This window comes from Nocardioides mesophilus, from assembly GCF_014395785.1.
GTDB lineage: Bacteria > Actinomycetota > Actinomycetes > Propionibacteriales > Nocardioidaceae > Nocardioides_B > Nocardioides_B mesophilus.
Map to the genome: position 1 here is coordinate 1,019,169 of NZ_CP060713.1, position 21,718 is coordinate 1,040,886.

General features: G+C 70.9%; 23 protein-coding genes. 9 read left to right on the top strand and 14 right to left on the bottom strand.

Translation table 11 applies throughout. The annotated features are described in order from the left end of the window. The first annotated feature begins 22 nt into the window (after positions 1-22). Positions 23-895, top strand: a complete 873-nt coding sequence (locus H9L09_RS04820) for a phosphotransferase family protein (RefSeq protein ID WP_187579584.1) — start codon at positions 23-25, stop codon at positions 893-895. Positions 896-962: 67 nt separating this feature from the next. On the opposite strand, the gene H9L09_RS04825 is transcribed toward H9L09_RS04820, so the two are convergent. Further along, a complete protein-coding gene (locus tag H9L09_RS04825; protein WP_187579585.1) occupies positions 963-1,358 on the bottom strand; it encodes a GNAT family N-acetyltransferase in 396 nt (131 codons plus the stop codon). A gap of 214 nt (positions 1,359-1,572) precedes the next feature. Between H9L09_RS04825 and H9L09_RS04830 the strand changes: the two genes are divergently transcribed. From H9L09_RS04830 to H9L09_RS04845, 4 genes are all read left to right on the top strand, one after another. Next, the gene (locus H9L09_RS04830) at positions 1,573-2,097 is read left to right on the top strand and encodes a SigE family RNA polymerase sigma factor (RefSeq protein WP_187579586.1); all 525 of its coding nucleotides are present in this window, start codon (positions 1,573-1,575) and stop codon (positions 2,095-2,097) included. Then, positions 2,091-3,422 (top strand): hypothetical protein, encoded by a 1,332-nt coding sequence (locus tag H9L09_RS04835; protein ID WP_187579587.1) that lies wholly within the window; start codon positions 2,091-2,093, stop codon positions 3,420-3,422. The genes H9L09_RS04830 and H9L09_RS04835 overlap by 7 nt, the downstream gene beginning before the upstream one ends. 246 nt (positions 3,423-3,668) lie before the next feature. Continuing rightward, the gene (locus tag H9L09_RS04840) at positions 3,669-4,124 is read left to right on the top strand and encodes a hypothetical protein (protein WP_187579588.1); all 456 of its coding nucleotides are present in this window, start codon (positions 3,669-3,671) and stop codon (positions 4,122-4,124) included. Between the two features lie 122 nt (positions 4,125-4,246). Next, positions 4,247-4,912 (top strand): Type 1 glutamine amidotransferase-like domain-containing protein, encoded by a 666-nt coding sequence (locus H9L09_RS04845; RefSeq protein ID WP_187579589.1) that lies wholly within the window; start codon positions 4,247-4,249, stop codon positions 4,910-4,912. Positions 4,913-4,936: 24 nt separating this feature from the next. Here H9L09_RS04845 and H9L09_RS04850 read toward each other — a convergent pair whose 3' ends face one another. The 7 genes from H9L09_RS04850 to H9L09_RS04880 form a co-directional block, all read right to left on the bottom strand. Continuing rightward, on the bottom strand, positions 4,937-5,251 hold the full coding sequence (locus H9L09_RS04850; RefSeq protein ID WP_187579590.1) for a hypothetical protein: 315 nt from the start codon (positions 5,249-5,251) through the stop codon (positions 4,937-4,939). Positions 5,252-5,759: 508 nt separating this feature from the next. Next, on the bottom strand, positions 5,760-7,313 hold the full coding sequence (locus H9L09_RS04855) for a hypothetical protein (RefSeq protein WP_187579591.1): 1,554 nt from the start codon (positions 7,311-7,313) through the stop codon (positions 5,760-5,762). Between the two features lie 595 nt (positions 7,314-7,908). Continuing rightward, a complete protein-coding gene (locus H9L09_RS04860; protein ID WP_246456276.1) occupies positions 7,909-8,616 on the bottom strand; it encodes an ABC transporter ATP-binding protein in 708 nt (235 codons plus the stop codon). Further along, a complete protein-coding gene (locus tag H9L09_RS04865; protein ID WP_187579592.1) occupies positions 8,601-8,846 on the bottom strand; it encodes a hypothetical protein in 246 nt (81 codons plus the stop codon). Before H9L09_RS04865 ends, H9L09_RS04860 begins: the two co-directional genes overlap by 16 nt. Positions 8,847-9,486: 640 nt before the next feature. After that, positions 9,487-9,633 (bottom strand): HAD family hydrolase, encoded by a 147-nt coding sequence (locus H9L09_RS21535; protein ID WP_223164213.1) that lies wholly within the window; start codon positions 9,631-9,633, stop codon positions 9,487-9,489. Positions 9,634-9,862: 229 nt separating this feature from the next. Beyond that, complete coding sequence (locus H9L09_RS04875) at positions 9,863-10,474, bottom strand: hypothetical protein (RefSeq protein WP_187579593.1); 612 nt, start codon at positions 10,472-10,474, stop codon at positions 9,863-9,865. Positions 10,475-10,504: 30 nt separating this feature from the next. Beyond that, positions 10,505-11,065, bottom strand: a complete 561-nt coding sequence (locus tag H9L09_RS04880; RefSeq protein WP_187579594.1) for a dihydrofolate reductase family protein — start codon at positions 11,063-11,065, stop codon at positions 10,505-10,507. Positions 11,066-11,269: 204 nt separating this feature from the next. On the opposite strand from H9L09_RS04880, the gene H9L09_RS04885 reads away from it, so the two are divergent. From H9L09_RS04885 to H9L09_RS04895, 3 genes are all read left to right on the top strand, one after another. Further along, positions 11,270-11,563 (top strand): hypothetical protein, encoded by a 294-nt coding sequence (locus H9L09_RS04885; protein WP_187579595.1) that lies wholly within the window; start codon positions 11,270-11,272, stop codon positions 11,561-11,563. A 182-nt stretch (positions 11,564-11,745) separates the two neighbouring features. Then, complete coding sequence (locus H9L09_RS04890; protein ID WP_223164214.1) at positions 11,746-13,041, top strand: cation:proton antiporter domain-containing protein; 1,296 nt, start codon at positions 11,746-11,748, stop codon at positions 13,039-13,041. 39 nt (positions 13,042-13,080) lie between these two features. Next, on the top strand, positions 13,081-13,320 hold the full coding sequence (locus tag H9L09_RS04895; RefSeq protein WP_187579596.1) for a hypothetical protein: 240 nt from the start codon (positions 13,081-13,083) through the stop codon (positions 13,318-13,320). Between the two features lie 62 nt (positions 13,321-13,382). Here the strand turns inward: H9L09_RS04895 and H9L09_RS04900 are convergent, their stop codons facing one another. The 3 genes from H9L09_RS04900 to H9L09_RS04910 all read right to left on the bottom strand — a co-directional run bounded on the left by H9L09_RS04900 (position 13,383) and on the right by H9L09_RS04910 (position 16,853). Next, positions 13,383-14,408: a phosphatase PAP2 family protein gene (locus H9L09_RS04900; RefSeq protein ID WP_187579597.1), complete on the bottom strand. Its 1,026-nt coding sequence runs from the start codon at positions 14,406-14,408 to the stop codon at positions 13,383-13,385. 132 nt (positions 14,409-14,540) lie between these two features. Continuing rightward, the gene (locus H9L09_RS04905) at positions 14,541-15,737 is read right to left on the bottom strand and encodes a fatty acid desaturase family protein (protein WP_187579598.1); all 1,197 of its coding nucleotides are present in this window, start codon (positions 15,735-15,737) and stop codon (positions 14,541-14,543) included. A gap of 12 nt (positions 15,738-15,749) precedes the next feature. Beyond that, a complete protein-coding gene (locus H9L09_RS04910; protein ID WP_187579599.1) occupies positions 15,750-16,853 on the bottom strand; it encodes a ferredoxin reductase in 1,104 nt (367 codons plus the stop codon). An 88-nt stretch (positions 16,854-16,941) separates the two neighbouring features. Between H9L09_RS04910 and H9L09_RS04915 the strand changes: the two genes are divergently transcribed. Further along, positions 16,942-18,243 carry a PucR family transcriptional regulator gene (locus tag H9L09_RS04915; protein ID WP_246456278.1) on the top strand — a complete coding sequence of 434 codons (1,302 nt, stop codon included), beginning with the start codon at positions 16,942-16,944 and terminating at the stop codon, positions 18,241-18,243. Here H9L09_RS04915 and H9L09_RS04920 read toward each other — a convergent pair. The 3 genes from H9L09_RS04920 to H9L09_RS04930 all read right to left on the bottom strand — a co-directional run bounded on the left by H9L09_RS04920 (position 18,233) and on the right by H9L09_RS04930 (position 21,566). Beyond that, the gene (locus H9L09_RS04920) at positions 18,233-19,279 is read right to left on the bottom strand and encodes a DNA topoisomerase IB (RefSeq protein WP_187579600.1); all 1,047 of its coding nucleotides are present in this window, start codon (positions 19,277-19,279) and stop codon (positions 18,233-18,235) included. The two genes, H9L09_RS04915 and H9L09_RS04920, sit on opposite strands and share 11 nt — an antisense overlap. A 69-nt stretch (positions 19,280-19,348) precedes the next feature. Next, complete coding sequence (locus H9L09_RS04925; protein ID WP_187579601.1) at positions 19,349-20,311, bottom strand: hypothetical protein; 963 nt, start codon at positions 20,309-20,311, stop codon at positions 19,349-19,351. Then, positions 20,295-21,566: a class I SAM-dependent methyltransferase gene (locus H9L09_RS04930; RefSeq protein ID WP_187579602.1), complete on the bottom strand. Its 1,272-nt coding sequence runs from the start codon at positions 21,564-21,566 to the stop codon at positions 20,295-20,297. The genes H9L09_RS04925 and H9L09_RS04930 overlap by 17 nt, the downstream gene beginning before the upstream one ends. Between the last annotated feature and the right edge of the window lie 152 nt (positions 21,567-21,718).

The window sequence follows — 21,718 nt, forward strand, 5'->3', positions numbered from 1 at the left end:
GCGCGGATGTTGGGATGTACCCATGCTGACCGCCGACGGCCTCGACGTGACCGCCGCGCTGACCTGGGCCGGGAGCAGCAGCTCGCGCGTCACCGGAGCCCGCGAGCTCTTCGGCGGCTGGACCTCGACGATGCTGGCGCTGTCGACCGAGGCGGGCGACGACCTGGTGCTCAGGTTGATGACCCGGGAGCCCTGGCGCAGTCACGGCTCCGGACTGACCACCAGGGAGAGCGAGATCCAGGAGATGCTCGCACCGACGGCGGTGCCGGCGCCCCGCTCCTGGCGGCTCGACGCCCACGGCTGCGCCTGCGGCTTCCCGGCCCACCTGATGAGTCTCCTGCCGGGCCGGGTGGAGCTCGACCGGGTGGACGATCGCTCACTCGGCCTGCTCGCCGACCTGCTCGCCACCATCCACGCGGTGTCGCCCACCATCGAGGTGCGGACCTACCAGTCGTGGGCGTGGGAGGCGAAGTACGTCGTCCCCACGTGGGCGACCGACCCCGGCCTGTGGCAGGAGGCGTTCACCCTGCTGCGCACCCCGGCCCCGGCCTACGAGCCGAGCTTCCTCCACCGCGACTTCCAGCCGCGCAACGTGTTGTGGTCCGAGGGCCGGATCAGCGGAGTGGTCGACTGGGTCGAGACCTCCATCGGTCCGGCGTGGCTCGACGTCGCGCACTGCTGCACCAACCTCGCCCTCCGGCACGGCGACGAGCGTGCCGACTCGTTCGCTGCCGCGTACGTCGGGCACACCGGCGCCGAGCCGCAGCTCTACTTCGAGGTCATGGACATCGTCGGGTTCCTGCCCCCTCCTGGGAAGGAGCCATTCATCAAGGCGGACGACGAGCGCGCGCGGCTCGAGGAGCGGCTCCGCGCGGTGATGCTGCGCGTGGGCTGAGCACGATGTCCCGGGTCAGAGGTCCTTGCGCATCAGGTGATTGACGTGCCCCGGCGGGTAGTCGGTCTCACGGCCGTAGACGACGTAGCCGCACCGGGCGTAGAAGTCCGGGAGCCTGGAAGTCCCACGTGTTGAGCTTCGCCCAGCGGCACCCGCGCTGACGTGCCTGATCCTCGACCGCGCCGAGCAGCTCGCGGCCGAGCCCGCCGCCCCGGTCACTGGGACGCACCCACATCATGTCGATGGTCAGCCAGTGCCAGACGTCGACGGTGCTTCCGACGCAGCCGCCGACCAGCTCGCCGGAGTCGTCGGTCGCGTACGCCACGACCGGAGTGGCCTGCAGGTTGTCCGGCTCGAACCGCCTGCGGATCGCTTCCGACGCCTCCTGGTTGTGCCCTACGAGGCGCTCGGTGAGCTCGTCCTCGTGTCCCGGGTTCGGAACGGTCTCGATGCGCCACGTCACCCCCCGAACCTGCCGTGGCGGCGCCCGGGTGGCAAGCGAATTGGTCCGCCGCGCGAGCGCGGCGGCTCGCCGGCGGCCCGTGGCGCCTTGCCTCGCGAGCACGGCCCGGCCAGGCTGCCGTCCAGGTGCCGGACCGACCGGCGTCACCCGTCAGGCTGCGCATGCAACCTTTGTGGCGTTTCATCTCGTTAGGAAGGCATGGAGCGAGTGACCGATGCGTGACGAGGAGGCGTTCGTCGAGTTCGCCGAGGCGGCGCGCGGGCGGCTGCGCCGTACGGCGTACCTGATGTGCGGCGACTGGGAGCAGGCCTCGGACCACGTCCAGGAAGGGCTCATCCGCGTCTACGTGGCGTGGCCCCGGCTGAAACGGGCGGGCAGGGAGTACGCCTACGCCCGGAAGGCGGTGGTCAGCTCCTTCCTGGACCACGCCCGGCGGCGGTCGAGCACCGAGGTCCCCACCGAGCCCGACCACGACGTGGCGTCCGGGCAGGACCTCGCGGAGTCCGTCGCGCTGCGGGCCGCCCTGATGGCGGCGCTCACCGCGCTCCCCTTGCGGCAACGGGCCTGCGTGGTGCTGCGCTACTTCGACGACCTCAGCGTCGCCGACACGGCGGCCGTCCTCGGCTGCAGCGAAGGCAACGTCAAGAGCCAGACCTCGCGCGCCCTGGCCTCGCTCCGGTCCACGTTCGACGGTGCACCCATCGACGGCCTGACGGTTGAAGGAGCGACATCATGGTGAACGACCTGCGCGAGCTGCTGAGGGACAACGTCGCCTCTCCCCCGCACGACCACCTCGACCTCGGCGCAGTGGTGACCGGCGGCCGCCGTCGCGTACGCCGCCGGCGGCTCGTGGCCCTCGGTGGCACGGCCCTCGCCACGGCCGCGGTCGTCATGGTCGGCCCACTCGCATCGCTGGGCGGCCCACCGGACTTCGCCGCCGCAGGTGTCCCGCAGCCGGACGCGCCGACGCTGCGGTTGGCCGACGCCGACGCAGCGGCCCCCGGCAAGGACTACCGCGTCCTGGCGTCGTACACGAACGACAACCTGGACCGCGACAACGGCCAGTACTTCGACGGGGTGACCGACGACGGGCTCATCCTGTTCCGCGACGGACCGCGGATGGACCAGCTTCGCCCCCGATTCGCCCTCCTGGATCCGGCCACCGGCAAGAAGGACTGGCTGCCGGACCTCGACATCGGACAGACCCAGACCTGGCCGCTCGACCTCGGTAAGGACCGGCTGCGGCTGTTGGCTGCCCAGGGTGACACGCAGGTGGGGCTGGTCGTCTACACCTTCGACCGCGAGCGCAGGCAGTGGACGGAGACGAAGTGGCCCGGCCTCCCTGCGGTGGAGAACCCGTTCGGGGCGGTGCTGGGGCCCGACGACCGGATCTATGTGCCCGTGCCGAACACCCAGGGGCAGCCGCCGGAAGGTGGCTGGCCGACCGGCCCCGACGGCGAGGCGGACGATGCCGACGCCGAGGGTTCCACCTACCGGCTCTGGTCGGCATCGTTGACCGACCCCTCCGACGTGCGCGACGAGGGGCTGATCGTGGGCTCCGTGGCGTTCACCGACCACTCGATGGTGTGGACCGACTCCTCCAACGGTGCAAGCGGCCGCGTCCACGTCCGTGACCTCGAGACCGGTGCGGAGCACGCCTTCGACCCGCGTTCCGGCAACAAGTGCAACCTGCTCTCCTTCGGCGCGACCGACGACCGGATCGTGATGGGGCAGTACTGCGGGACCTACGACGACGGCGTCCGCGACGACCGGGTGCAGGTGCTCGACAGCGAGGGGCACCAGGTGGTCACGCTGCAGGGCAGCGACGTCGAGGGCGCGCTCACCTCCGACGCCGGCGCCGGACTGCTGACGGTGACGTCGCGCCAACCCGACAGTGCCGGCACCTACCTCTACGACCTGGACTCCGGACGCTTCCTACGGATCAGTGACGGCGTGTCGTCGTGGACGACGAGCGGGCCGACGCCTGAGGGGCAGTTCCTGTGGAACACCCCGGAGAACCGCGGGCGTGGCATGACCCAGCACCTCGGCGAGCTCGTCGACTGATCTACCCGGTCTCACTGGGCGGTGTGGGGTTGTGAGCCGGCCGCGCGGCCGTCTACCGGATCTGGCGAATTGAGGACGTTGCCGCTTGCTGCATATGGACAGGCAGGTTGGCATCTTGCGCAGTGCCGCTGAGCGTGAGCTCTGGTCACGCTGCCCAACGTGCCTGTTCATCTGCACAGCACGGAAATGCCGCGGGTAGTGAAAGCGTCGTGTCGATGCGCGTGTGGTCGTGTCAAGGTGGCGAGCATGGCCGAGATCGAGATCGAAGGAGTCGACGAGCGGGACTCGTCATGGGAAGTCGGGCCCCCGGGGCCAGGCGTCGGGCCTCGATTCCGCGTCTACCTGCACAGCAGTGGGGCTGCATCGACCCACGGGGCCACCTGGGCCTACGACGTCACCGGAGCCGACGTACTGCAGGTCATCGATTGGGCTCAGCGCCAGGCTGGGGACCGCCTGACGTACGCGGTAGCGCTGGTCTACGACGACAGAGAGCGGGAGCGGCTCGAACCGGGGCACGGGCGTGGCCTGGTGTGGCTAGTGGGCATGGACGGCAACACGACCGCGCTCGACGCCGGTGAGGCATCCGCGCTGCATCGGATGCTCCACAGGCGGACACAACCAGTCGGCATCCCCAGTGGAGACACCATGCCTCACGGCGTCCCGGACCCGTTCAACGACGGGACGTCGCAGCGCCCCCGGTGATGGGGCCCCCACGCGCCACCATCAAACCAGCGCGAAGAGGTTGCCCGAACTACGATGAGTCCCGGCGCGGCCCCAGGTCTTCAAGTACGACTACCTTCCGCGCGGGGACTTGGAGGCACACCTTGAAGCTCTTGCTCACGTCCGGCGGCGTCACGAACCCGAGCATCCACTCGGCGCTCGTGCAGCTTCTCGGCAAGCCGATCACCGAATGCCACGCACTGGTCGTCCCCACCGCCCAGTGGGGCCACCCGATGTGCGGACCGGCATCGGTGCGCGGACTTGTCGCCGCCGAGCCCACCTGGCGGCACTTCACCGGCCTGGGCTGGGCGTCGCTGGGTGTCCTCGAGCTGACCGCGCTGCCCACCATCGGCGCGGAGCGGTGGGTCCCCTGGGTCCGGGAGGCGGACGTGCTCCTGGTCGACGGCGGCGACGCGGCCTACCTGTGCCACTGGATGCGCGAGTCCGGGCTGGCCGATCTGCTGCCGTCGCTGCCCGACTTGGTGTGGGTGGGAGTGAGTGCCGGAAGCATGGTGATGACGCCCCGGATCGGGCGCGACTTCGTCAAGTGGCCCTCTGCGCCGGACGACCGCACCCTGGGAGTCGTCGACTTCTCGATCTTCCCGCACCTGGAGGCTTTCCCCACCAACACGCTGGCCGACGCGGAGCGGTGGGCCGCCGACATCGGCGTCCCGGCGTACGCCATCGATGAACAGACGGCCATCAAGGTCGTCGACGGCTCCGCCGAGGTGGTCTCCGAAGGGCAATGGACCAAGTTCGGGTCACGGTGACTCCCAGGACTGCACCTGTCGACCTCAGCGGTCTTCGAGACCCCTGAGGAACGCAAGTTGGTCGGCGAGTTCTTGACGTCGCTCATCGATGTTCCGCCTGTCGAGTCGGGTGGCCCGCCGGTACTGCAGATCCATCACCGCGAGCGCCTGCACGTCATCGAGGTCGAATCGCTCTCGAAGGGCCGTTGCAGCAGCGGCGGGATCCTCCGCTTCCAGCAGCACGTCCAGGACAGCGTGTGGATCGCGCATACTCCGGGCCAGACCGTCATAGATGCGAAGGAGTCGACGGGTCTCTTCGATCTCGACGGCGAGCGGCACTTCTTCATTGCGGGACGGCATGGCACCACCCTGGCAGGTCGCAGGCCCCGACGATGAGCAAGCAGGCGGGCGGTGACCGGGCGCCGCGATCCGGCGAAGGTGGCGGGAACCGCTGCGTCGACCGCGGCAGAAGGAACGATCGTGTTGTCGTCACGCCGTGCTGCTGCTTCAGGGCAGAGGTCCGGCACGATGACCCCTATGCCGAACCTGCACACCGCCACCAGCGCGCCCCCGCTGGCGGGGACGCGCTGCCACTCGATCTGGCAGATGGTGAGGTCGTCGCTGTGGGTGGTCGCCAGTTCCCCCCGTCTCCGGGAGTGTCCCTGCAGGTGCGCGCGATCGAGGACGGATACTGCGTCCGCGGCCGCAACAACTTCGGCGACGTGACGGCGTGGCAGTGCGGCGATGGCGAAACGCACCCGCTGACCCGGAAGTAGTCTCAACGCCCGGATTTCCTTGTCGGCGAGTCGGCCCCGGGGTGGTTCTCATGAGCCACCCAGCCGAGCGCTGGATCCACAAAGTTCAAAAGTCATTCCATCCGCGTCAGCGCGAGCGGACGACGGGCCATGGAGCGGCGCATGACTGCGCTAGCGGCGAGGACGGTTCCGGCCGCCGCTGCCACCGAGAAGGCGGACACGAGCAGTCCTCGGACGCCTGGGTTGGCGCCCGTGGCGCCAACCACATCGTAGGAGGCTCCAGCCAGCCAGCCGATGACGTTGGCAGTCACCGTGAGAACGCCGGCACCGATCGCGAGCGCCGATGCGTCCATGGTCACGACCGCGGAACCGGTCACCCCAAGGACCCGCAACCTGTCGATGGCCGCGCGTCGTTCCTCGAACGCGTCGATGGCGGTGAGCGCAACCAGGACGAACGCGATCAGGAAGCCGATCAGGACGCATCCCTGGAGCAGCCGCGCCGTGGGCACGATCGACGGCTTGAAGGTGTCAGCACTGGTGTTGCTGACGGACACGCCGGGGTCCGCGTGGACCACCGCACTGAGGTAGTCATCGACGTGCCTGGTATCAGTACCGGGATGGGCGATGATCTCGGCGTTGTGTGTGGTGCTCAACAGGGATGCCGGGTCACCGATCCGGAAGCGCCCTCCCCACGGGAATCTCCCGGTCGCGCCCTGGTGCCGCTCCGGCGCGGCGCATGCGGAACTCAGCGGCGCGGTTGAGTCCTTCTGGGACTCGAGCAGCATGGCCAGCGCCTCACACGAGCCCACGTAGAGGGTCGTCGTGCCCTGGCGGACCTGCGCGACCCGGGAGGCACCCTCGACTCTGAGGGCGGCGGAGGCCTGCGCGAGGTCGGTGCCGGTCAGCGAGATCGTCCACTCGTCACCGTGGGGTCCGGGGGTTGAGAGTGCGTCGAGGTCGGCGATGGCGCCGCATCCGAGCAGCCCGAGGATGGCCACCACACATACGCCGGCCATCGTGCGGGCCACGGAGCCGGCTCGCCAGGCGAGTCCACGTAAGGCCAGGTGCCGGTTGGGCGCGTCGTCGGCTCGGTGGAGCCGTGCTGCGGCTGTGCGGATCAGTTCCGCGCTACCGACGCCCAGGCCGATCACGGCCAGCGCGATGCCGGCGGCGAACATGGCGAACGCCATCCCGCCCGACATGCGGGCCGCGCCGACTACGGGTTGGAGGAGCACCCCGGTCATGAGGGCGACGCCGGCTGCGAGCGGGATCAGCTTCCAGGGCCGGGGTCGTGGCGGCCCGTCCGCTCGTGCCCGGACCGGGTCGTCCAGCTCCGCGATGGTGGCTCGCCTCATCAGCACGCCGAGGGCGAGGGGCACCGCGAGGGTGGTCAGGATCGTGGCCGTGCTGACACCCAGGCGAGGGGAGTACCAGCTGATGCCCAACGTTCCTGTCCTCGCGAGCAGGGCGGCGCCGACGGCCGCGGCTGCGATGCCGACGATCCACCCGGCGAGCCCGGCGACCACGCCCTCGGCGAGCGCCGCGGTGGCCAGGGTTCGTCGTGGGACGCCCATGAGGTGCAGAGCTGCACGCGAGCGGCGTCGGGATTCGGCAGACATTCCGGCGGTGGCGGTGAGCGCCAGCACGAGAGGGGTGCCGAGGAGCATGCACAGGATCGCGGCCAGCGGCCAGCTCGGGATAGATGGACGCTGGCCGGACCCTGCCGGCGCTCCCCACCCGCCGGCTGACCACGCCCGGGTGCTCACCTCAGACGCGACGCCTGCGTATACGAGAAGTTGGTCCGGTGACTGGTGCGCTGTGGCACCGATCGTTCCCCGCACCTGACCTGCGATCCGGCCTGCTGCGGCAGGGTCGGCAGCGATCGCTGCCCGGACGGCCGGCGAGACCCATACCTCTCCGGGCCCAGGGAAGGTCGGCACCCCTGGCGGCGGAGTGGCGCCGGGACGTGCTGCGCTCAGCTGCACCGTCGTCCACACGTCGGTGCGGTACGGCAGGTCTTGGATTGCGGCCCGGAACTGAGGTTTCCCGGCGAGCGCCGAGTGCGGCAGCTGAGCTCGACCGCGAAGATCGCGGTCATGGTTGGCCTGCCACAGCGTCATTCCGACGGCCAGCGCGAGCGTGGCCATGGCGACCCCTAGGGCACGCCGCGTCAGCAGCGGAAGTGACGATCGAGCTGCCCGGCGGGACGTTCCCCACGCCAGCCACGCCGTTCCCCCCGATGACCTCATTGCTCGGCTGCCCTCACTCTTCGACGTGACCGTCGCTCATCACGACGCGGCGGCTCAGCATGCCTGCGACCTTCTCGTCGTGGGTGACGACGAGCAGACTCGCTCCACGCTCCGCGCTCAGCGCGAGAAGGAGCTCCATTGCGCGTCGACCGGACTCACGGTCCAAGGCCCCGGTCGGCTCGTCGGCGAACACCACTTCGGGGCGGTGCACCACCGCCCGCGCCAGCGCGGCCCGCTGCCGCTGCCCGCCCGAGACCTGTGCGGGATGCCGGTCCAGCAACTCCTCGATCCCGAGCCGGGACGCCACGTCGCGCGCCTCGTCCCCGGCGGCACCCGAGCGTCCGGTCAGCCTGAGCGGGAGCTCGATGTTCTCCCTGAGCGTGAGCTCGGGCACCAGATCCGAGGACTGGAAGACGAAGCCGAACCTGGTCAGGCGCACTCGCGCGCGCTCATCCTGCGACGCTCCACTCAGGGACTCGCCGTCGAAGTCGACGACACCCTCGGCGGGCACCAGGATTCCGGCCAGCAGCATCAGGAGTGTGCTCTTCCCCGACCCGCTCGGCCCGGCCAGCGCCAACGTCTCCCCCAGGCCCAGAGTCAGGTCCGCGCCGGACACGGCGACCGTCCCGTCGGGAAACGCGTATGACAGTGATCGGGCTGACAGCCATTCCTGGCGTTCAGCCAAGACCGGGTGGGACGCGGCAGTCAGCGACACTTCCACGCCGACTCGGTGCAGAGGTTCGGAATGACTCCCACGCGGTGACGGCAAGCCTGGATCTTGCCCTGCTGCGCGCGAGCGGAGGCGTAGATCTGCGTCCACACGTACTTCTTGGTCCGGTGGCCGCCGTAGCTCTCCATGGACGCGTCCGTGCGCGACCAGCCGGAGCCGCCGATCTTCCCGGTGACGTAGACCCAGTGGCCGTCGGAATCGTTGTCCTTGAGGCCGGTCACAGTAATCGCTTCATTAAGAATCCCCCGATTCAAGCCTGATGAGTGGACTGAAAATAGCGACGCAGTCACATCGCATCAAGCGAAACCCGTAAATCGCGTCCTGACCACGTCGTTCCCGCTGTCGGCGTTCACGGTGTCGTCGAGCAACGACCGCTGTCCGCGCGCAACTGCTGACAAGCGGGGGCTCCACTACCCCAGACCAGTCCCTCTGCTCTGACAGAACCTGCACGGACACGGAGAGTTCTGGAACAGCACCGCCGTCTTCATCGCCCAACATGAGCAGGCCTGGCGACAGGCACTGTCCTGACGCACGCCAGCAACCGCGCGGATCTGTCGCGGATAGTGGAAGCGCGGGTATCCCGAATTGAGGACGTTGCCGCTTTGTGCATTTGGACATGCAGGTTGGCATGTTGCGCTGTGCCCCTGAGCGTGAACTCTGCCCACGCGTGCCGAACGTGCCTGTTGATCTGCACAGCACGGAACTACCGCTGATGGTGAAAGGGCGACCATGCTGATGAGCGCGCGTGATGTGAAGGTCGAAGTGATCCGAAGGTCGCAGCGTGCACAACTTGACGGTACGCGCGGCTACTGAGGCCCAGGATCTGCACGGAGGGCGGGGCGAGCCGACGCGCGCGCATCGCTAGTCGAGGAGCGCCTCGACCTCACGCAGGCTTCTTATGGTGGTTTCCGGCTGAACACGGGCCGTCTCTGCCAGGCGGTTCAACCACACGCCCTTCAGCCCTGCCTGTGTTGCCGCCAATGCATCCGTCTGCAGGTTGTCGCCCACGTAGCTCACGGAGTCCGGGGACCTCCCAGCTGCTCACAAGCGGCGATGAAGGCTTCAACAGCAGGCTTGGGGCAGGCAACGAGGAAGAGGCGATCACGCAGTCACATCGCCCCGAAGATGGGCGGCGAAGTGCACGGCTTCGAGACGGACCCACTCCGCGGCGATGACGTCGTTCCGGAGACGTCCGCACCTCCCGCGAAGAGGTCTCGGGAGGCCACCGCCCGCCGACTCACGGGTTGTCGAGCGACCGGGCAGTGGATCTCGCATCCGGCTCCATCCGGCATCGGAGCAGGTAGCTCGGCGACGTACTGACGTCACCCCAGACATCGGTCTTCTCGATCCGGACAAAGTCGCGTGACGTGTCGTCGCGGAACTCAGCAGCCTCGATGTGCGGAGCTCCCTGCCCGACCTTCTGCAGGATTTCTTGCACCGTCCAGGTGTAGATCAGGGCTGGGAACCCTTCCTCGTGTGCGAGTTGATCGAAGTAGAAGAACGGGTCAACGGACAGGTTGACCTCGCCTGTGACCCAGGCACCAATCCGCGGTTGATGCATCGGGTCTTCGATACCGATGAAGTGATAGGCGAGAACGCCCAAGTCGAGCACGTGGGCATTGGGCTTGTCGTGCACGATCTGCGCGGTCACCTCGTACTGCGAGCCTTCGATCCACCGCACGCTCGCCCGGTGCACCCCCTCCAGCAGCCTCAGTCCGCCTCGGCTGGCGAACTCCAAGGCGAACTCGGCTCGCTCGCCCGTGACGAAGTCGCGGTAGTTGCCATCCTGGACGATCCAGGAATCGAGACCGACCAGCCACGTGTGCGCGCTGACGGGGTTGTCCTGCATGAGGTCAGGGTGGCAGCACGTGCAGCGCTGTCAACTCACGCGGTAGGCGAGCAGCACGCTGGAGTGCGGGGTCGGTGTGGCACTGAGCAGCTCGAGCCGGCGGAGGTCGTCGCCCTCGAACAGTCGGCGCCCGGTGCACCCGATCGTCGGGCCGACCACCAGCTGCAGCTCGTCAACGAGTCCCGCAGCGAGCATGGACTGGGCCAGCCGGATGCTCCCATGGATCCCGATGTCGCCGCCCGGTCGCGCCTTGAGGTCGCGCACCAGATCCTCCAGCGGCCCCTGCGCCGCCTCGGCGTTGTGCCACGCGCTCGTCAGCGGCGTCGAGGTGACGACGTACTTCTTGACGTTGTTGATGAACCGGGCGAACGGCTGGTGCTCGGCGGTCGGCCAGAAGCGCGACCACTGGTCGTACATGGTCCGGCCGAGCAGCACGGCGTCCTGCGTCTCGATGATCTTGTCCTCGTTCTCCTCCATCAGGGAGTCGAACTCGGGCACCTCGGTGGGCTCCTGGTCAGCGGGGAAGTACCGGTCCGGGTGATCGACCGCCCCGTCGAGGGACATGAGGGTGTAGAGCACGACCTTGCGCACGCGGCGCCTCCTGGTGGGTGTGGTGGCTTCGGTGGGTCTGACCCGAGACAGCGGTGAAACTCATCGGGTCCGCGGAGACGCCGGCAGGTCCGGTGCGGCTTCCGGACGAAGTATGCGCCCGCAGGCCCGGTTCCGGACGGTGCGAGGACACGGCCCGCTCGAGCGGCATATCCTCCGGGCGAGTCGAGCAGACAAGGATCCGCCATGGCCGAGGCCACCCGCAGCACCCCCGAAGCCATCCTCGCCGCGCACCGACGGGCCGTTGCGGAGAACAGGCGGCTCGTCGCGCAGGTGCTGCGCTCCCTGGGCGGGGTTCTGGTGGCTGTCGCCGGCACCGTGCTGGCACTGATGGTGCTGGCCTACTGGGTCTCGGGCGCCAGCTTCTACACGCGCGACTGGCCAGGCCGGTACTGGTTCGTGGTGCTGCCGCTTCTCGTCGCTGCGCTCGGCCTGAGGCTCACCGCCGACAAGGTCGAGAAGGTCAGGTCGCTGTCGTGATGAGCAGGGAGCGCAACGGTCCGCCGGCGAGGCCCTACCCGGGACCGGCAGCCGCGCGTATCGTGCCTGCTCCTCGGGATGGGCATCTAGACCCACGCCGGCCTCGGTGGCCGCCGTCCCGGTGACGCGGCCGCCGGCTCGTCCCGACAAGACGATGCGCGCCTCGGCCGCGGCGACCGACGATGGGAGCCCAGGTCGAGGAGGTGGCGGTGGACGCGAGCGCCGTCGCGGTGGTTGCGGCTTCGATCTTCGTGTGGGGCGCGGTCGCCGCGCGCATCCAGCGGGCAGACGTGACCGCGCCGATCGTCTTCACCGCGGTCGGTGCCCTGCTCGCGGCCCTCGACCTCGTCGATCGTCAACCAGCGCCTGAGAGCCTGAAGCCGCTGGTCGAGATCACCCTGGTCTGGGTGCTGTTCTCCGACGCCGCCCGGGTGCGTCCCCACGACCTCAGGGTCGAGGCGGGCGACTTCGCGCGACTGCTCGGCCTCGGACTGCCGCTCACCATCCTGGCCGGCTGGGGACTGGCCGCGTGGCTGTTCCCCGATCTCGATCTCTGGCTCACGCTGCTCATCGCCGCGGCGCTGGCGCCGACCGACGCCGCCCTAGGGCTGCCGGTCGTGACCAACCGGGTCGTGCCGGCACGGGTCCGCCGGTTGATCACCGTGGAGAGCGGGCTCAACGACGGGCTGGCCACGCCGGTGGTGATGCTGGCGATCGCCGGAGCGGGCACCGCGGAGGGCGTCGCGAACGCGCCAGGTCCGGTGGACGCGCTGCTGGAGCTGTTCGTCGGCGTCCTGGTCGGGATCGCGGTCGGAGCCGGCGGCGGAGCGCTGCTGCGGTGGACGCGGCGCCGCGGCTGGGCCGCCGACGACTTCGTGGGGGTCTCCGTCCTGGGACTCGCCCTGTTGTCCTACACGGCGGCGCTGGTCCTGCAGTGCAACGGCTTCGTCGCGGCGTTCTGCGGCGGCTCGGCATTCGGGGCCGCGGCCGGACGCCGTGGCCGCAGCGAGCTGGAGCTCGTCGAGCAGGCGAGCGGCCTGGTGTCGCTGCTGGTGTGGCTCGCGTTCGGCGCGATCGCCGTACCGGTCATGTTCGACCAGCCGGACGCCACCCTGGTGCTGTACGCCGTGCTGAGCCTCACGGCGGTGCGGATGGTCCCCGTCGCCCTGGCAGCCATCGGCTCCGGGCTCGACCGCCGGACGGTGCTGTTCGTGGCCTGGTTCGGACCGCGCGGGCTCGCGTCGCTGGTCTTCGCCCTCCTCGCGCTCGACGAGCTGGGCCCCGCCGCCGATCCGGTGGTGGCCGTGATCTCGGTGACGGTGCTGCTCAGCGTCGTCGCGCACGGGGCCACCTCCGCACCGCTGGCCTCAGCCTACGGCCGCGGCGCGGCGCTGCGCGGGCCGTCGCCGGAGCGCCCTGACACGGACGTCCCGGTGCGCGGCCTTCCGCGCGGCCGGGTCCACCACGAGGTCCGCTAGGCTCGCGCCTCGAGGCTCCGGCAGCCCAGTGAGGATCCCGTGGACACGAACCCGCTTCTCCCAGACCCGGTCGAGATCGTCCTCCTTTCGACTTTCGTGATGGGCGTGGTCTGCACGGTCATGGCTTCCCGGTACGCCGCCAAGGGCGAGATGCGACTGTCGGCCGCCTTGACGGTCCTGGTCCTCAACTTCGTGCTCGTGATCGGTCCCCTGGCGGCGGCCGTCGGAATGGTCGTCTGGCGTCAGCAGCGACGCGGTGGCCGGCAACGACCCGCCTGACAAGGCGCACGCTCTATGGTCCGCGCGGCACCGGCACGGCTGCGAAGACCTAGTGCCAGGTCCTAGTCGTCGTGCGGCAGGGGTGGCGGCGGCGTCGATTCACGCAGCGTCACAGACGGCGACGTGGCCCGGCGGATCCCGCCGGTCCCGACCGGCAGCGTCACCGCCGGTCGCCGCCACCGCTCCCAGGCGGCGCAGGCCCACACCACCAGCCCGGCGACCGCGAACCCGGCCAGCACGTCGACCACGTAGTGCTCGGCGTAGTAGACGAGCGCGAAGCCCATCGCCAGCGGGTAGAGCAGCAGCAGCCAGCGCCACCACCGTCGTGACCGCTCGATGCCGAACAGGGCGACCAGCAGCGTGATGCCGGCGTGCAGCGAGGGCATCGCCGCCACCTGGTTGGTGAGCGCGGACAGCGTGTCGTGCACCCCCACCTCCCCCAGGTCGTACCAGCCGCGGCTCGTGATCCGGTCGATGTCGCTGGGCAGGAAGCCCGCCTCCGCCGCCATCCAGGGCGGCGCCATCGGGTAGGTGACGTAGAAGACCAGGGCCACGAGGTTGAGCGAGAGGTAGCGGCGCATGAAGGCCACCCAGGTGCTCCGGTTGCGCATCCACAGAAGGGAGGCCGTGAGGATCGGGACGAAGAAGAACGAGTAGTAGACGGTGGTCAGCGCCACGTCGTACCAGTTGGGCGGCATGGTCCTTTCGCACGGGATGCCGCACAGCTCCGCCTGCAGGTACTCGGTGGGCAGGGTGCCCCCGAACAGCCAGCGGTCCGCCCGGATCGGCTCGCTCACGTGCACCGAGACGAAGCCGAGCTGGTCGGCCAGGCCGCGGCTGTAGACGTAAAGCGTCAGCACCGCGAGCGCCGGCCACCAGTCCAGCGGGAACGCCAGGTGGGACCGCCACGGCGCACGGATGTTCCAGGCGATGGTGGCCAGCCAGATCCACAGGAAGCCGGCCAGGGTCTGCTTCGGCAGGCCGAGCACCGCGACCCAGCAGGCCAGCGCGGCGACGTACACGCACATGCTGACCACACGGGCCGAGCGTGACGTGCCCGTCGAGGCCCTGAGCTGTACGGCGCCCACCCGACCACCTCCCCACTTGCACGGTAACCGCGGAAGGGGTCCCGGCACCTGGCGTCATGGGGCTATCCCCGGCAGGGACGAAGGGCCCTGACGTATCGCTGCGTCAGGGCCCTTCGTCGTGCCGGGGACCGGTCAGGCGGCCTGCTCGGTCTCACGAGTGGAGCCGGCGCCAGTGGACCTGACCAGGGCGGCGACCGGACGGCCGGCCCTGCGGCGCAGCTTGCCCGTGGTGTCGGCGACGAAGCCGTTGGGCAGCGACAGCCGGATCACCTTCGACCACGCCGAGGCCACCTGCTTGGGCAGCGGGCCGGTCGTGTAGGTGAGGCCGTACTCGTCGAACAGTGCCCGCACCTGGGGGGCGATCTCCTGGTACCGGTTGCTGGGCAGGTCCGGGAACAGGTGGTGCTCGATCTGGTAGCTCAGGTTGCCGGTCATGAGGTGCATCGCCTTGGTGCCGGAGATGTTGGCAGAGCCGAGCATCTGTCGCAGGTACCACTCGCCGCGGGTCTCGCCCTCGATGGAGCGGCGCTCGAACGTCTCCACGCCCTCCGGGAAGTGGCCACACATGATGACCGAGTGCGTCCAGAGGTTGCGGACCAGGTTCGCTGTGGCGTTCGCCGCCACGGTGTGCAGGAACGACGGCCCGGACAGCGCCGGGTGCACGACGTAGTCCTTGGTGACCTGGCCGCGGATCTTCTTCAGCACCTGCTTGGTGCGGGCCCTGAACTCCGGGCTCTTGCGGCGGCGCTCCGAGCGCAGGTTCTTGCCCAGCTCGAGGTCGTAGGCGGCGATGCCGTACTCGAAGAAGCACGCGTTGATGAAGTTCCACAGCGGCTGCGCGAGGTAGAGCGGGACCCAGCGCTGGTCCTCGTCGACGCGCATGATGCCGTAGCCGAGGTCGTTGTCGCGGCCGATCACGTTCGTGTAGGTGTGGTGCAGCTCGTTGTGCGAGTGCTTCCACTGCTCGGAGGGCGAGGCGTTGTCCCACTCCCACGTCGTCGAGTGGATCTTCGGGTCGCGCATCCAGTCCCACTGGCCGTGCATGACGTTGTGGCCGATCTCCATGTTCTCCAGGATCTTGGCCACCGACAGCCCGGCGGTGCCGAGCAGCCAGGCCGGCGGGAACAGCGAGAACAGCAGCACCGCACGGCTGGAGAGCTCGAGCTTGCGCTGGACGTCGATGACCCGGCGGATGTACGCCGCGTCCGACTCGCCGCGGGCGGCGATGATCTCGGCGCGGATCGCGTCGAGCCGGCGACCCAGCTCCTCGATGTCCTCGGCGCTCAGGTGCGCCACGGGGTTGACGGACTTCTTCTGCAGAACAGTCACGGGATCTCCTTCTCAGAGGTCGATGTCGCAGGCGCCGGCCGCAGCCGAGACGCAGGTCTGGATCAGCACGCCGTCGCCGGGCGCGGCGGTGGTGACGTCGCCGGTGCGCAGGTCGCGCACCGAGCCGTCGCGCAGCGGCAGCACGCAGGAGTAGCAGATGCCCATCCGGCAGCCGGACGGCATCAGCACGCCGGCCGCCTCGCCGGCGTCGAGGATGGGGGTGGAGCCGTCGTTCTCGATCTCGGTGCCCAGGCCGGTGAACCGGACCGTGCCGCCCTCGCCCGGCTCGGCGAGCTGGGCCCGGAAGCGCTCGGTGTGCAGGGCCCCGGCGAGGCCGGCCTGCGCCCAGTGCTCCTCGATGGCGTCCAGCAGCCCGGCCGGGCCGCAGGCCCAGGTCTCGCGCTCGGACAGGTCCGGCACCAGCGCCGCCAGCGCGGCGACGTCGAGCCGGCCGTGCTCGTCGGTGTGCTGCTCCACCAGCCGGAGCCGGCCGGCGGCCGCCAGGGCCCGCAGCTCCTCGCCGAAGATCACGTCGTCGGCCTTCGTCTCCGAGTGCACGAGCACGACGTCGTCGAGCCGGTCGAGCCCGGAGCGCAGCATCCCCATCACCGGGGTGATGCCGCTGCCGCCGGTGACGAAGAGGACCTTGGCCGGGGCCGGGTCGGGGAGCACGAAGTCGCCGAGCGCCTGGTCGAGCTGGACCAGCTGTCCGGGTCGCAGCTGCTGGGCGAGGTGGGAGCTGACCAGTCCGTCCGGGACGGCCTTGGCGGTGATCGTGATCAGCCCGTCGGCGGCGTCAGGGGAGGAGGTCAGGGAGTAGGAGCGCCACAGGCGCACCCCGTCGACGTCGAGCCCGACCCGGACGTACTGCCCAGGGACGTGGCCCTGCCAGTCGGCGCCGGGCTTGAGCACCACGGTCACCGCGTCGGCCGTCTCCGGCCGGACTTCCACGACCCGGGCGCGCAGGTCGGCGCCGGAGCGCAGCGGCCGGAACATGTCGAGGTAGTCGGAGGGGTGCAGCGGGGTGGTCACGGCGGAGGCGACCTGCCAGACACGGTCCCGCAGCCGACGGCGTCTGCCGCCGCCGGAACCGTTGTCGTGCACGAAAGTTGCCATGACTTCAGTCTGATGGGCGTGAGGGGTTAATATCATGACCGGAGTGCGTGAATAATCCTAGTCTTTCTGTGCGGAGGGAACAAGAACCGTGGCAGATGTGCAAGGTCCGGCGGTGGAGGCGGCTCAGCACGCCGCCCGGGGCCGCACCGCCCGCGGCGCCGCCGAGCTGGACCTCGACGAGGCGACCACCGAACGGCTCCGCTCCCAGCTGCCGCGGGTGGCCGAGCACACCGTGCGCGCGGTGATCATCGAGGTGCCCAGCTACGCCGGCGCGCTGCGCGGGGCGATGGGCACCAACATCGAGGAGGCGGTGCAGCTCGCCCTCGGCGGGTTCCTCAGCCTGGCGGCCCGGCCCCGCGGCACTGACCCCGGTACGCCGCTGGCCCCCGCGCTGGAGGGGGCCTACGCCCTGGGCCGCGGCGAGGCCCGCAGCGGCCGGACCATGGACGCGCTGCTCTCGGCCTACCGCGTCGGGGCCCGGGTCTCCTGGCGCGAGCTGTCCGCCCAGGCCGTGGACGCCGGCCTCGACGCAGCGACGCTGGCGAAGTTCGCCGAGCTGGTCTTCGCCTACATCGACGAGCTGTCCGCGGCCAGTGTGGCCGGGCACACCGACGAGCTGGCCACCACCGGCCGGGTGCGACGCCGCTACCTGCAGCGACTGGGCCGCAGCCTGCTGCTCGGGGCACCGGCCGACCAGCTCGCCGCCGCGGCGGCCCGCGCCGACTGGGACCCGCCGCGCACCCTGACCGCGGTGGTCATGCCCGGCGAGCAGGCACGCCGGGTCCTGAGCGGGCTGGACCCCCGCACGCTGCGCCCCGAGGAGGACCTGCCGGACCTCGAGGGCGAGGACGAGAACGAGATCGCGGTTCTGCTCGTCCCGGACGCGGACCGGCCGGCCCGCACCGCTCTGGTGCGCAGCCTGCGCGGCCGTCAGGCCTACATCGGACCGGCGCGTCCGTGGACCGCCGTGCGGTCGTCGTACCTGCGGGTGCTGCGGGCCCGCCGCCTCGGGCTGCTCGACGCCGCCGGTCCCCAGCCCGACCCGGAGGCCGGCGTCTGCGACACCGAGCAGCACCTCACCTCGCTGGTCCTCGGCGCCGACCCCGCGGCGCTGGCCGACCTGCGCGCCCAGGTCCTCGAGCCGCTCGCCGGGCTGCGTCCCTCGACCGCCGAGCGGCTCGCGGAGACCCTGCACGCCTGGCTGCTGCACCAGGGCCGGCGCGACGACGTGGCCCGGGCGCTGCACGTGCACCCGCAGACCGTGCGCTACCGGATGGGCCAGGTCCGCGAGCTCTACGGGGACGCGCTCAACGACCCCGGGACGGTGCTGGCGCTGACGGTCGCGCTCGCCGGCAGGGCCGCACCGGTCGAGCCGCAGGTCACCGAGTGAGGGCGCGGGTCCGGGACGCACGGCCGAGCTGCTCCGGGGCCGAGTCGAGCATCCGGCTGACCGCCCGCTCGATCGCCAGCTGCTTCTCGTCGGGCGAGTCGTAGGAGCGGCGGACCGCCGAGCCGATCGTCACACCGTCCTCGTACAGGTCGATCACCCGCGGGTCGACGTAGGAGCTGCGGGCGATGGTCGGGGTGTTGCCGAGGTACGACGACACCTCCTTCATGGCGGCCACGACCGCCCGCTTCCGGGAGGTCTTGGTGTCCCCCGGCTCGTCGCTGTCGGCAAGCGCGGCGGCGGCGAGCACCGTCGCGTGCCAGGTGCGGAAGTCCTTGGCGGTGATGTCGGCACCGGTCCACTCGCGCAGGTAGGTGTTGACCATCGAGGCGTCCATCGGGGTCCAGAGCCGCTCCTTGTAGGCCAGCAGCCGGTCACCGCCACCCCGTCGGCGGCGCATCGTCTCGACCGCGGCGACGGCCAGCGGGTCGTCGATCTCGATCAGGTGCTCGATGCCCGACTTGCCGGTGAACCGGAAGACCAGCTGGTCCTGGCGGCGGCGCACGTGCCGCTTCTGCAACGTGGTCAGGCCGAAGCTGCCGTTGGTGTCGGCGTAGGCGTCGCTGCCGATCCGGAAGTAGCCGAGGTCGAGCAGGCGCACCGCGGTGGCCACCGCGCGCTCCTGCGGCATCCCGTCGAGCGCGAGGTGCTGCAGGATCATCGCCCGCACGTCCGGCAGCCTCTGCGCGACCTGGGCCACCCGGTCGAACTTCAGCTGGTCACGCTTGGCCCGCCAGTCGGGGTGGTAGAGGTACTGACGCCTCCCGGCGGCGTCCACGCCGACTGCCTGGATGTGCCCGTTGGGGTGCGGACAGATCCACACGTCCTGCCAGGCCGGCGGGATCACCAGGTCGCGGATCCGCTGCACGTCCTCGGCCGGCAGCCGCACGCCGGCGCCGTCGAGGTAGACGAACCCCCGGCCGGCCCGACGACGCGTCCAGCCCTTGCTGTTCGGGGAGACCGTGCGCAGCCGTGCCATGCCGGGTTCGTACCCATTGCGCCGCGCCGGCATTCCCGGCGCACCGCCGCCGGACCCGCGAGGTGACGCTCAGTGGCGCCGGCGCCGGGACCGGACCCCGAGCGCGACCAGCCAGGCGAAGCCCGCGGCGGCGACCACCGACGCCGCCGCCGCCCAGGTCGGCACCGGGAAGTCCTCGCTGCCGGGCACCGGTCCGGACCGCGGGTCGCTGGACCCGCTCGGCTCTGGCGTCGGCGCCGGCCCCTGCGGATCCTCCAGCCGGCGCTGCACCGGACGCGGCAGCGTGGTCTCGAGCACCGTCGACCCCTCCCCCTCGCTGCTGAGCAGGATCCGCCCGTCCGCCCCGACCGAGAGCCCCTCCCCCTGCTTCTGCTCGGGAAGGTCGAAGGAGGCGAGCACCCCGAAGTCCGGGAAGGTCAGCAGCCACGCCTGCCCGTAGCCGCGCAGCAGCACGTGCTCGCCGTCGGGCAGGAACGCCCCGTCGGTGAGGAGGCCGGGCACGTCCGCGAAGCGCCGCAGCCGGTTCGGCCGGTCCGGGTCGAGCCGCCGCGGGGCGGCGTACACCACGCCACCGAAGATGGTCTTGGAGACCACGAAGAGCCGGCCGGTCCCCGGCTGCACGAGCAGCGTCTCGGCGTCCCGGGGCCCGTCGGGGTAGGTCAGCTCGTAGGACGGCGCGTCGCCCTGCCCCGGGGTCACCCGGTAGACGGTGACCGAGTCGCGGCGCCGGGCGTTGTCGCCGATGTCGCCGACCCAGACCGTGCCGTCCGGTCCCGGGGCGAGCGCCTCCACGTCGGAGACGTCCCCGTCGGAGTACGTCGTCGTCGCGACCGTGTCCCCGGTGGCCGGGTCCACGGCGTACAGCACCGGCCCGGCGCCGGAGTCGTTGATCGTGTAGACGACGTCGCCGGTGTCGACGAGGCCGCTGGACTCGGTGATGTCGCTGTCGGTGAAGGAGAACAGCGGGGTGCCCGTCAGCGCGCCGGTCCCGGTCAGCAGCACCGCGGCCAGCGCGCTAGCCCATGCGGTCATGCAGCAGCTCCGCGAGCCGCGGCCGGACACCCCAGGTGCCGGTCAGCTCGTCGTACTCGCGGCGCGCGGAGTCCGCCGCGGGGGCGCCGGTGCGCACCGCGCGCAGCAGCGTGTTGCGCGGGGTGTGCTTGCTCTCCACGAACTCGATCACCTCGACGCGGTAGCCCACCTGGCGCAGCACCCCGGCGCGCATCGCGTCGGTGAGGGTGTCGGCGAACCGCTCGCGCAGGATCCCGTGCCGGGTGAGCAGGGAGTACGGCGTCGGGGTCGGCGTCCGGCGCAGCTGCGCGGCGACGTCGTGGTGGCAGCAGGGCGCGGCCAGCACGAGCGCGGCGTCCCAGCCCACGGCGCGGGCCAGCGCGTCGTCGGTGGCGGTGTCGCAGGCGTGCAGCGCCAGCACCACGTCGGGCGGGCCGGCCAGCACGCCGTCCAGCGACGCCCCGGCGATGTCGCCCTGCACGAACGTCATGGAGCCGGTGATCCCGAGCTGCTCCGCGAGCGCCGTGGCGTGCTCGCGCGACTGGGCCTTGACGTCCACACCGACCACGTGGACGGGCAGGCCGCGCACGGCCGAGAGGTACGCGTGCGCCGCGAACGTCAGGTAGGCGTTGCCGCAGCCGAGGTCGACCACCCGCAGCGGCTCCTCCGCGGTCGGGCTCCGCAGCCGGCCGGAGGCGAGCGCCTCGTCGACCGCCGGCCCGAGGCTGCGCAGGAACTCCTCGACCTGGCGGTACTTCGCCTGCCGGCTGGGCTTGATCCGGCCCTGCTCGTCGGCGATGCCGATCGCCCGCAGCACCGGGTGGTCCTCGGGCAGCAGCCGGGGCTTGCGCCGGTCGTGGGCGTGCGGCTCCCCGGCCTCCTGACCCTCGTCGCCCTCCTGGGTTGCCTGCGCCGGCCGGGCGGACACGTGCACCATCGCCTCGCGCTTCTTGGTGACCCGCAGCTGCACGGTCTCGCCGCCCGAGGCGTCGGCGGTCTCGACGTGCCAGTTGCCGAACGGCTCGTCGAGCAGCGCGTCGACGGCGTCACGGGCATCCGGGCCGGGCTCGTGGTTGGAGGTGTGCGCCTGGGTGTCGTCGTACGCCGTCACCTGGAGGCGCCGGCCGGCCTTGAGGTCGACGTAGCGCAGCTCGACCCGGCGCCAGCGCGGCGTCCGGCCCTTCTGACGGCCGGAGCCGACGGCGCGCACCAGCGCGGCGTCGTCGAGCAGCACCCCGCGCACGCGGGCCAGCGCCCGCAGCAGCGGCTCGGCCATCTCAGCCCCTCAGCAGCGCGGCGGCGACCACGATCAGGATCAGCCCGACCAGGGCGCCCGGGATCACCATGCGGCGGTAGCGGGGGTTCATACGAGCCACTTTATCGACGCCGGCCAGCGGGCCCGCCGGCCCACCGCTCGGGAGCGGCCGG

What these genes read in the sequence shown, in the direction of transcription:
- H9L09_RS04820 (WP_187579584.1), top strand. Translation starts at nt 23, where the DNA reads ATGCTGACCGCCGACGGCCTCGACGTGACCGCCGCGCTGACCTGGGCC.
- H9L09_RS04830 (WP_187579586.1), top strand. Translation starts at nt 1,573, where the DNA reads ATGCGTGACGAGGAGGCGTTCGTCGAGTTCGCCGAGGCGGCGCGCGGG.
- H9L09_RS04835 (WP_187579587.1), top strand. Translation starts at nt 2,091, where the DNA reads ATGGTGAACGACCTGCGCGAGCTGCTGAGGGACAACGTCGCCTCTCCC.
- H9L09_RS04840 (WP_187579588.1), top strand. Translation starts at nt 3,669, where the DNA reads ATGGCCGAGATCGAGATCGAAGGAGTCGACGAGCGGGACTCGTCATGG.
- H9L09_RS04850 (WP_187579590.1), bottom strand. Translation starts at nt 5,251, where the DNA reads ATGCCGTCCCGCAATGAAGAAGTGCCGCTCGCCGTCGAGATCGAAGAG.
- H9L09_RS04855 (WP_187579591.1), bottom strand. Translation starts at nt 7,313, where the DNA reads ATGCTCCTCGGCACCCCTCTCGTGCTGGCGCTCACCGCCACCGCCGGA.
- H9L09_RS04875 (WP_187579593.1), bottom strand. Translation starts at nt 10,474, where the DNA reads ATGCAGGACAACCCCGTCAGCGCGCACACGTGGCTGGTCGGTCTCGAT.
- H9L09_RS04885 (WP_187579595.1), top strand. Translation starts at nt 11,270, where the DNA reads ATGGCCGAGGCCACCCGCAGCACCCCCGAAGCCATCCTCGCCGCGCAC.
- H9L09_RS04890 (WP_223164214.1), top strand. Translation starts at nt 11,746, where the DNA reads ATGGGAGCCCAGGTCGAGGAGGTGGCGGTGGACGCGAGCGCCGTCGCG.
- H9L09_RS04910 (WP_187579599.1), bottom strand. Translation starts at nt 16,853, where the DNA reads ATGGCAACTTTCGTGCACGACAACGGTTCCGGCGGCGGCAGACGCCGT.
- H9L09_RS04920 (WP_187579600.1), bottom strand. Translation starts at nt 19,279, where the DNA reads ATGGCACGGCTGCGCACGGTCTCCCCGAACAGCAAGGGCTGGACGCGT.
- H9L09_RS04925 (WP_187579601.1), bottom strand. Translation starts at nt 20,311, where the DNA reads ATGACCGCATGGGCTAGCGCGCTGGCCGCGGTGCTGCTGACCGGGACC.
- H9L09_RS04930 (WP_187579602.1), bottom strand. Translation starts at nt 21,566, where the DNA reads ATGGCCGAGCCGCTGCTGCGGGCGCTGGCCCGCGTGCGCGGGGTGCTG.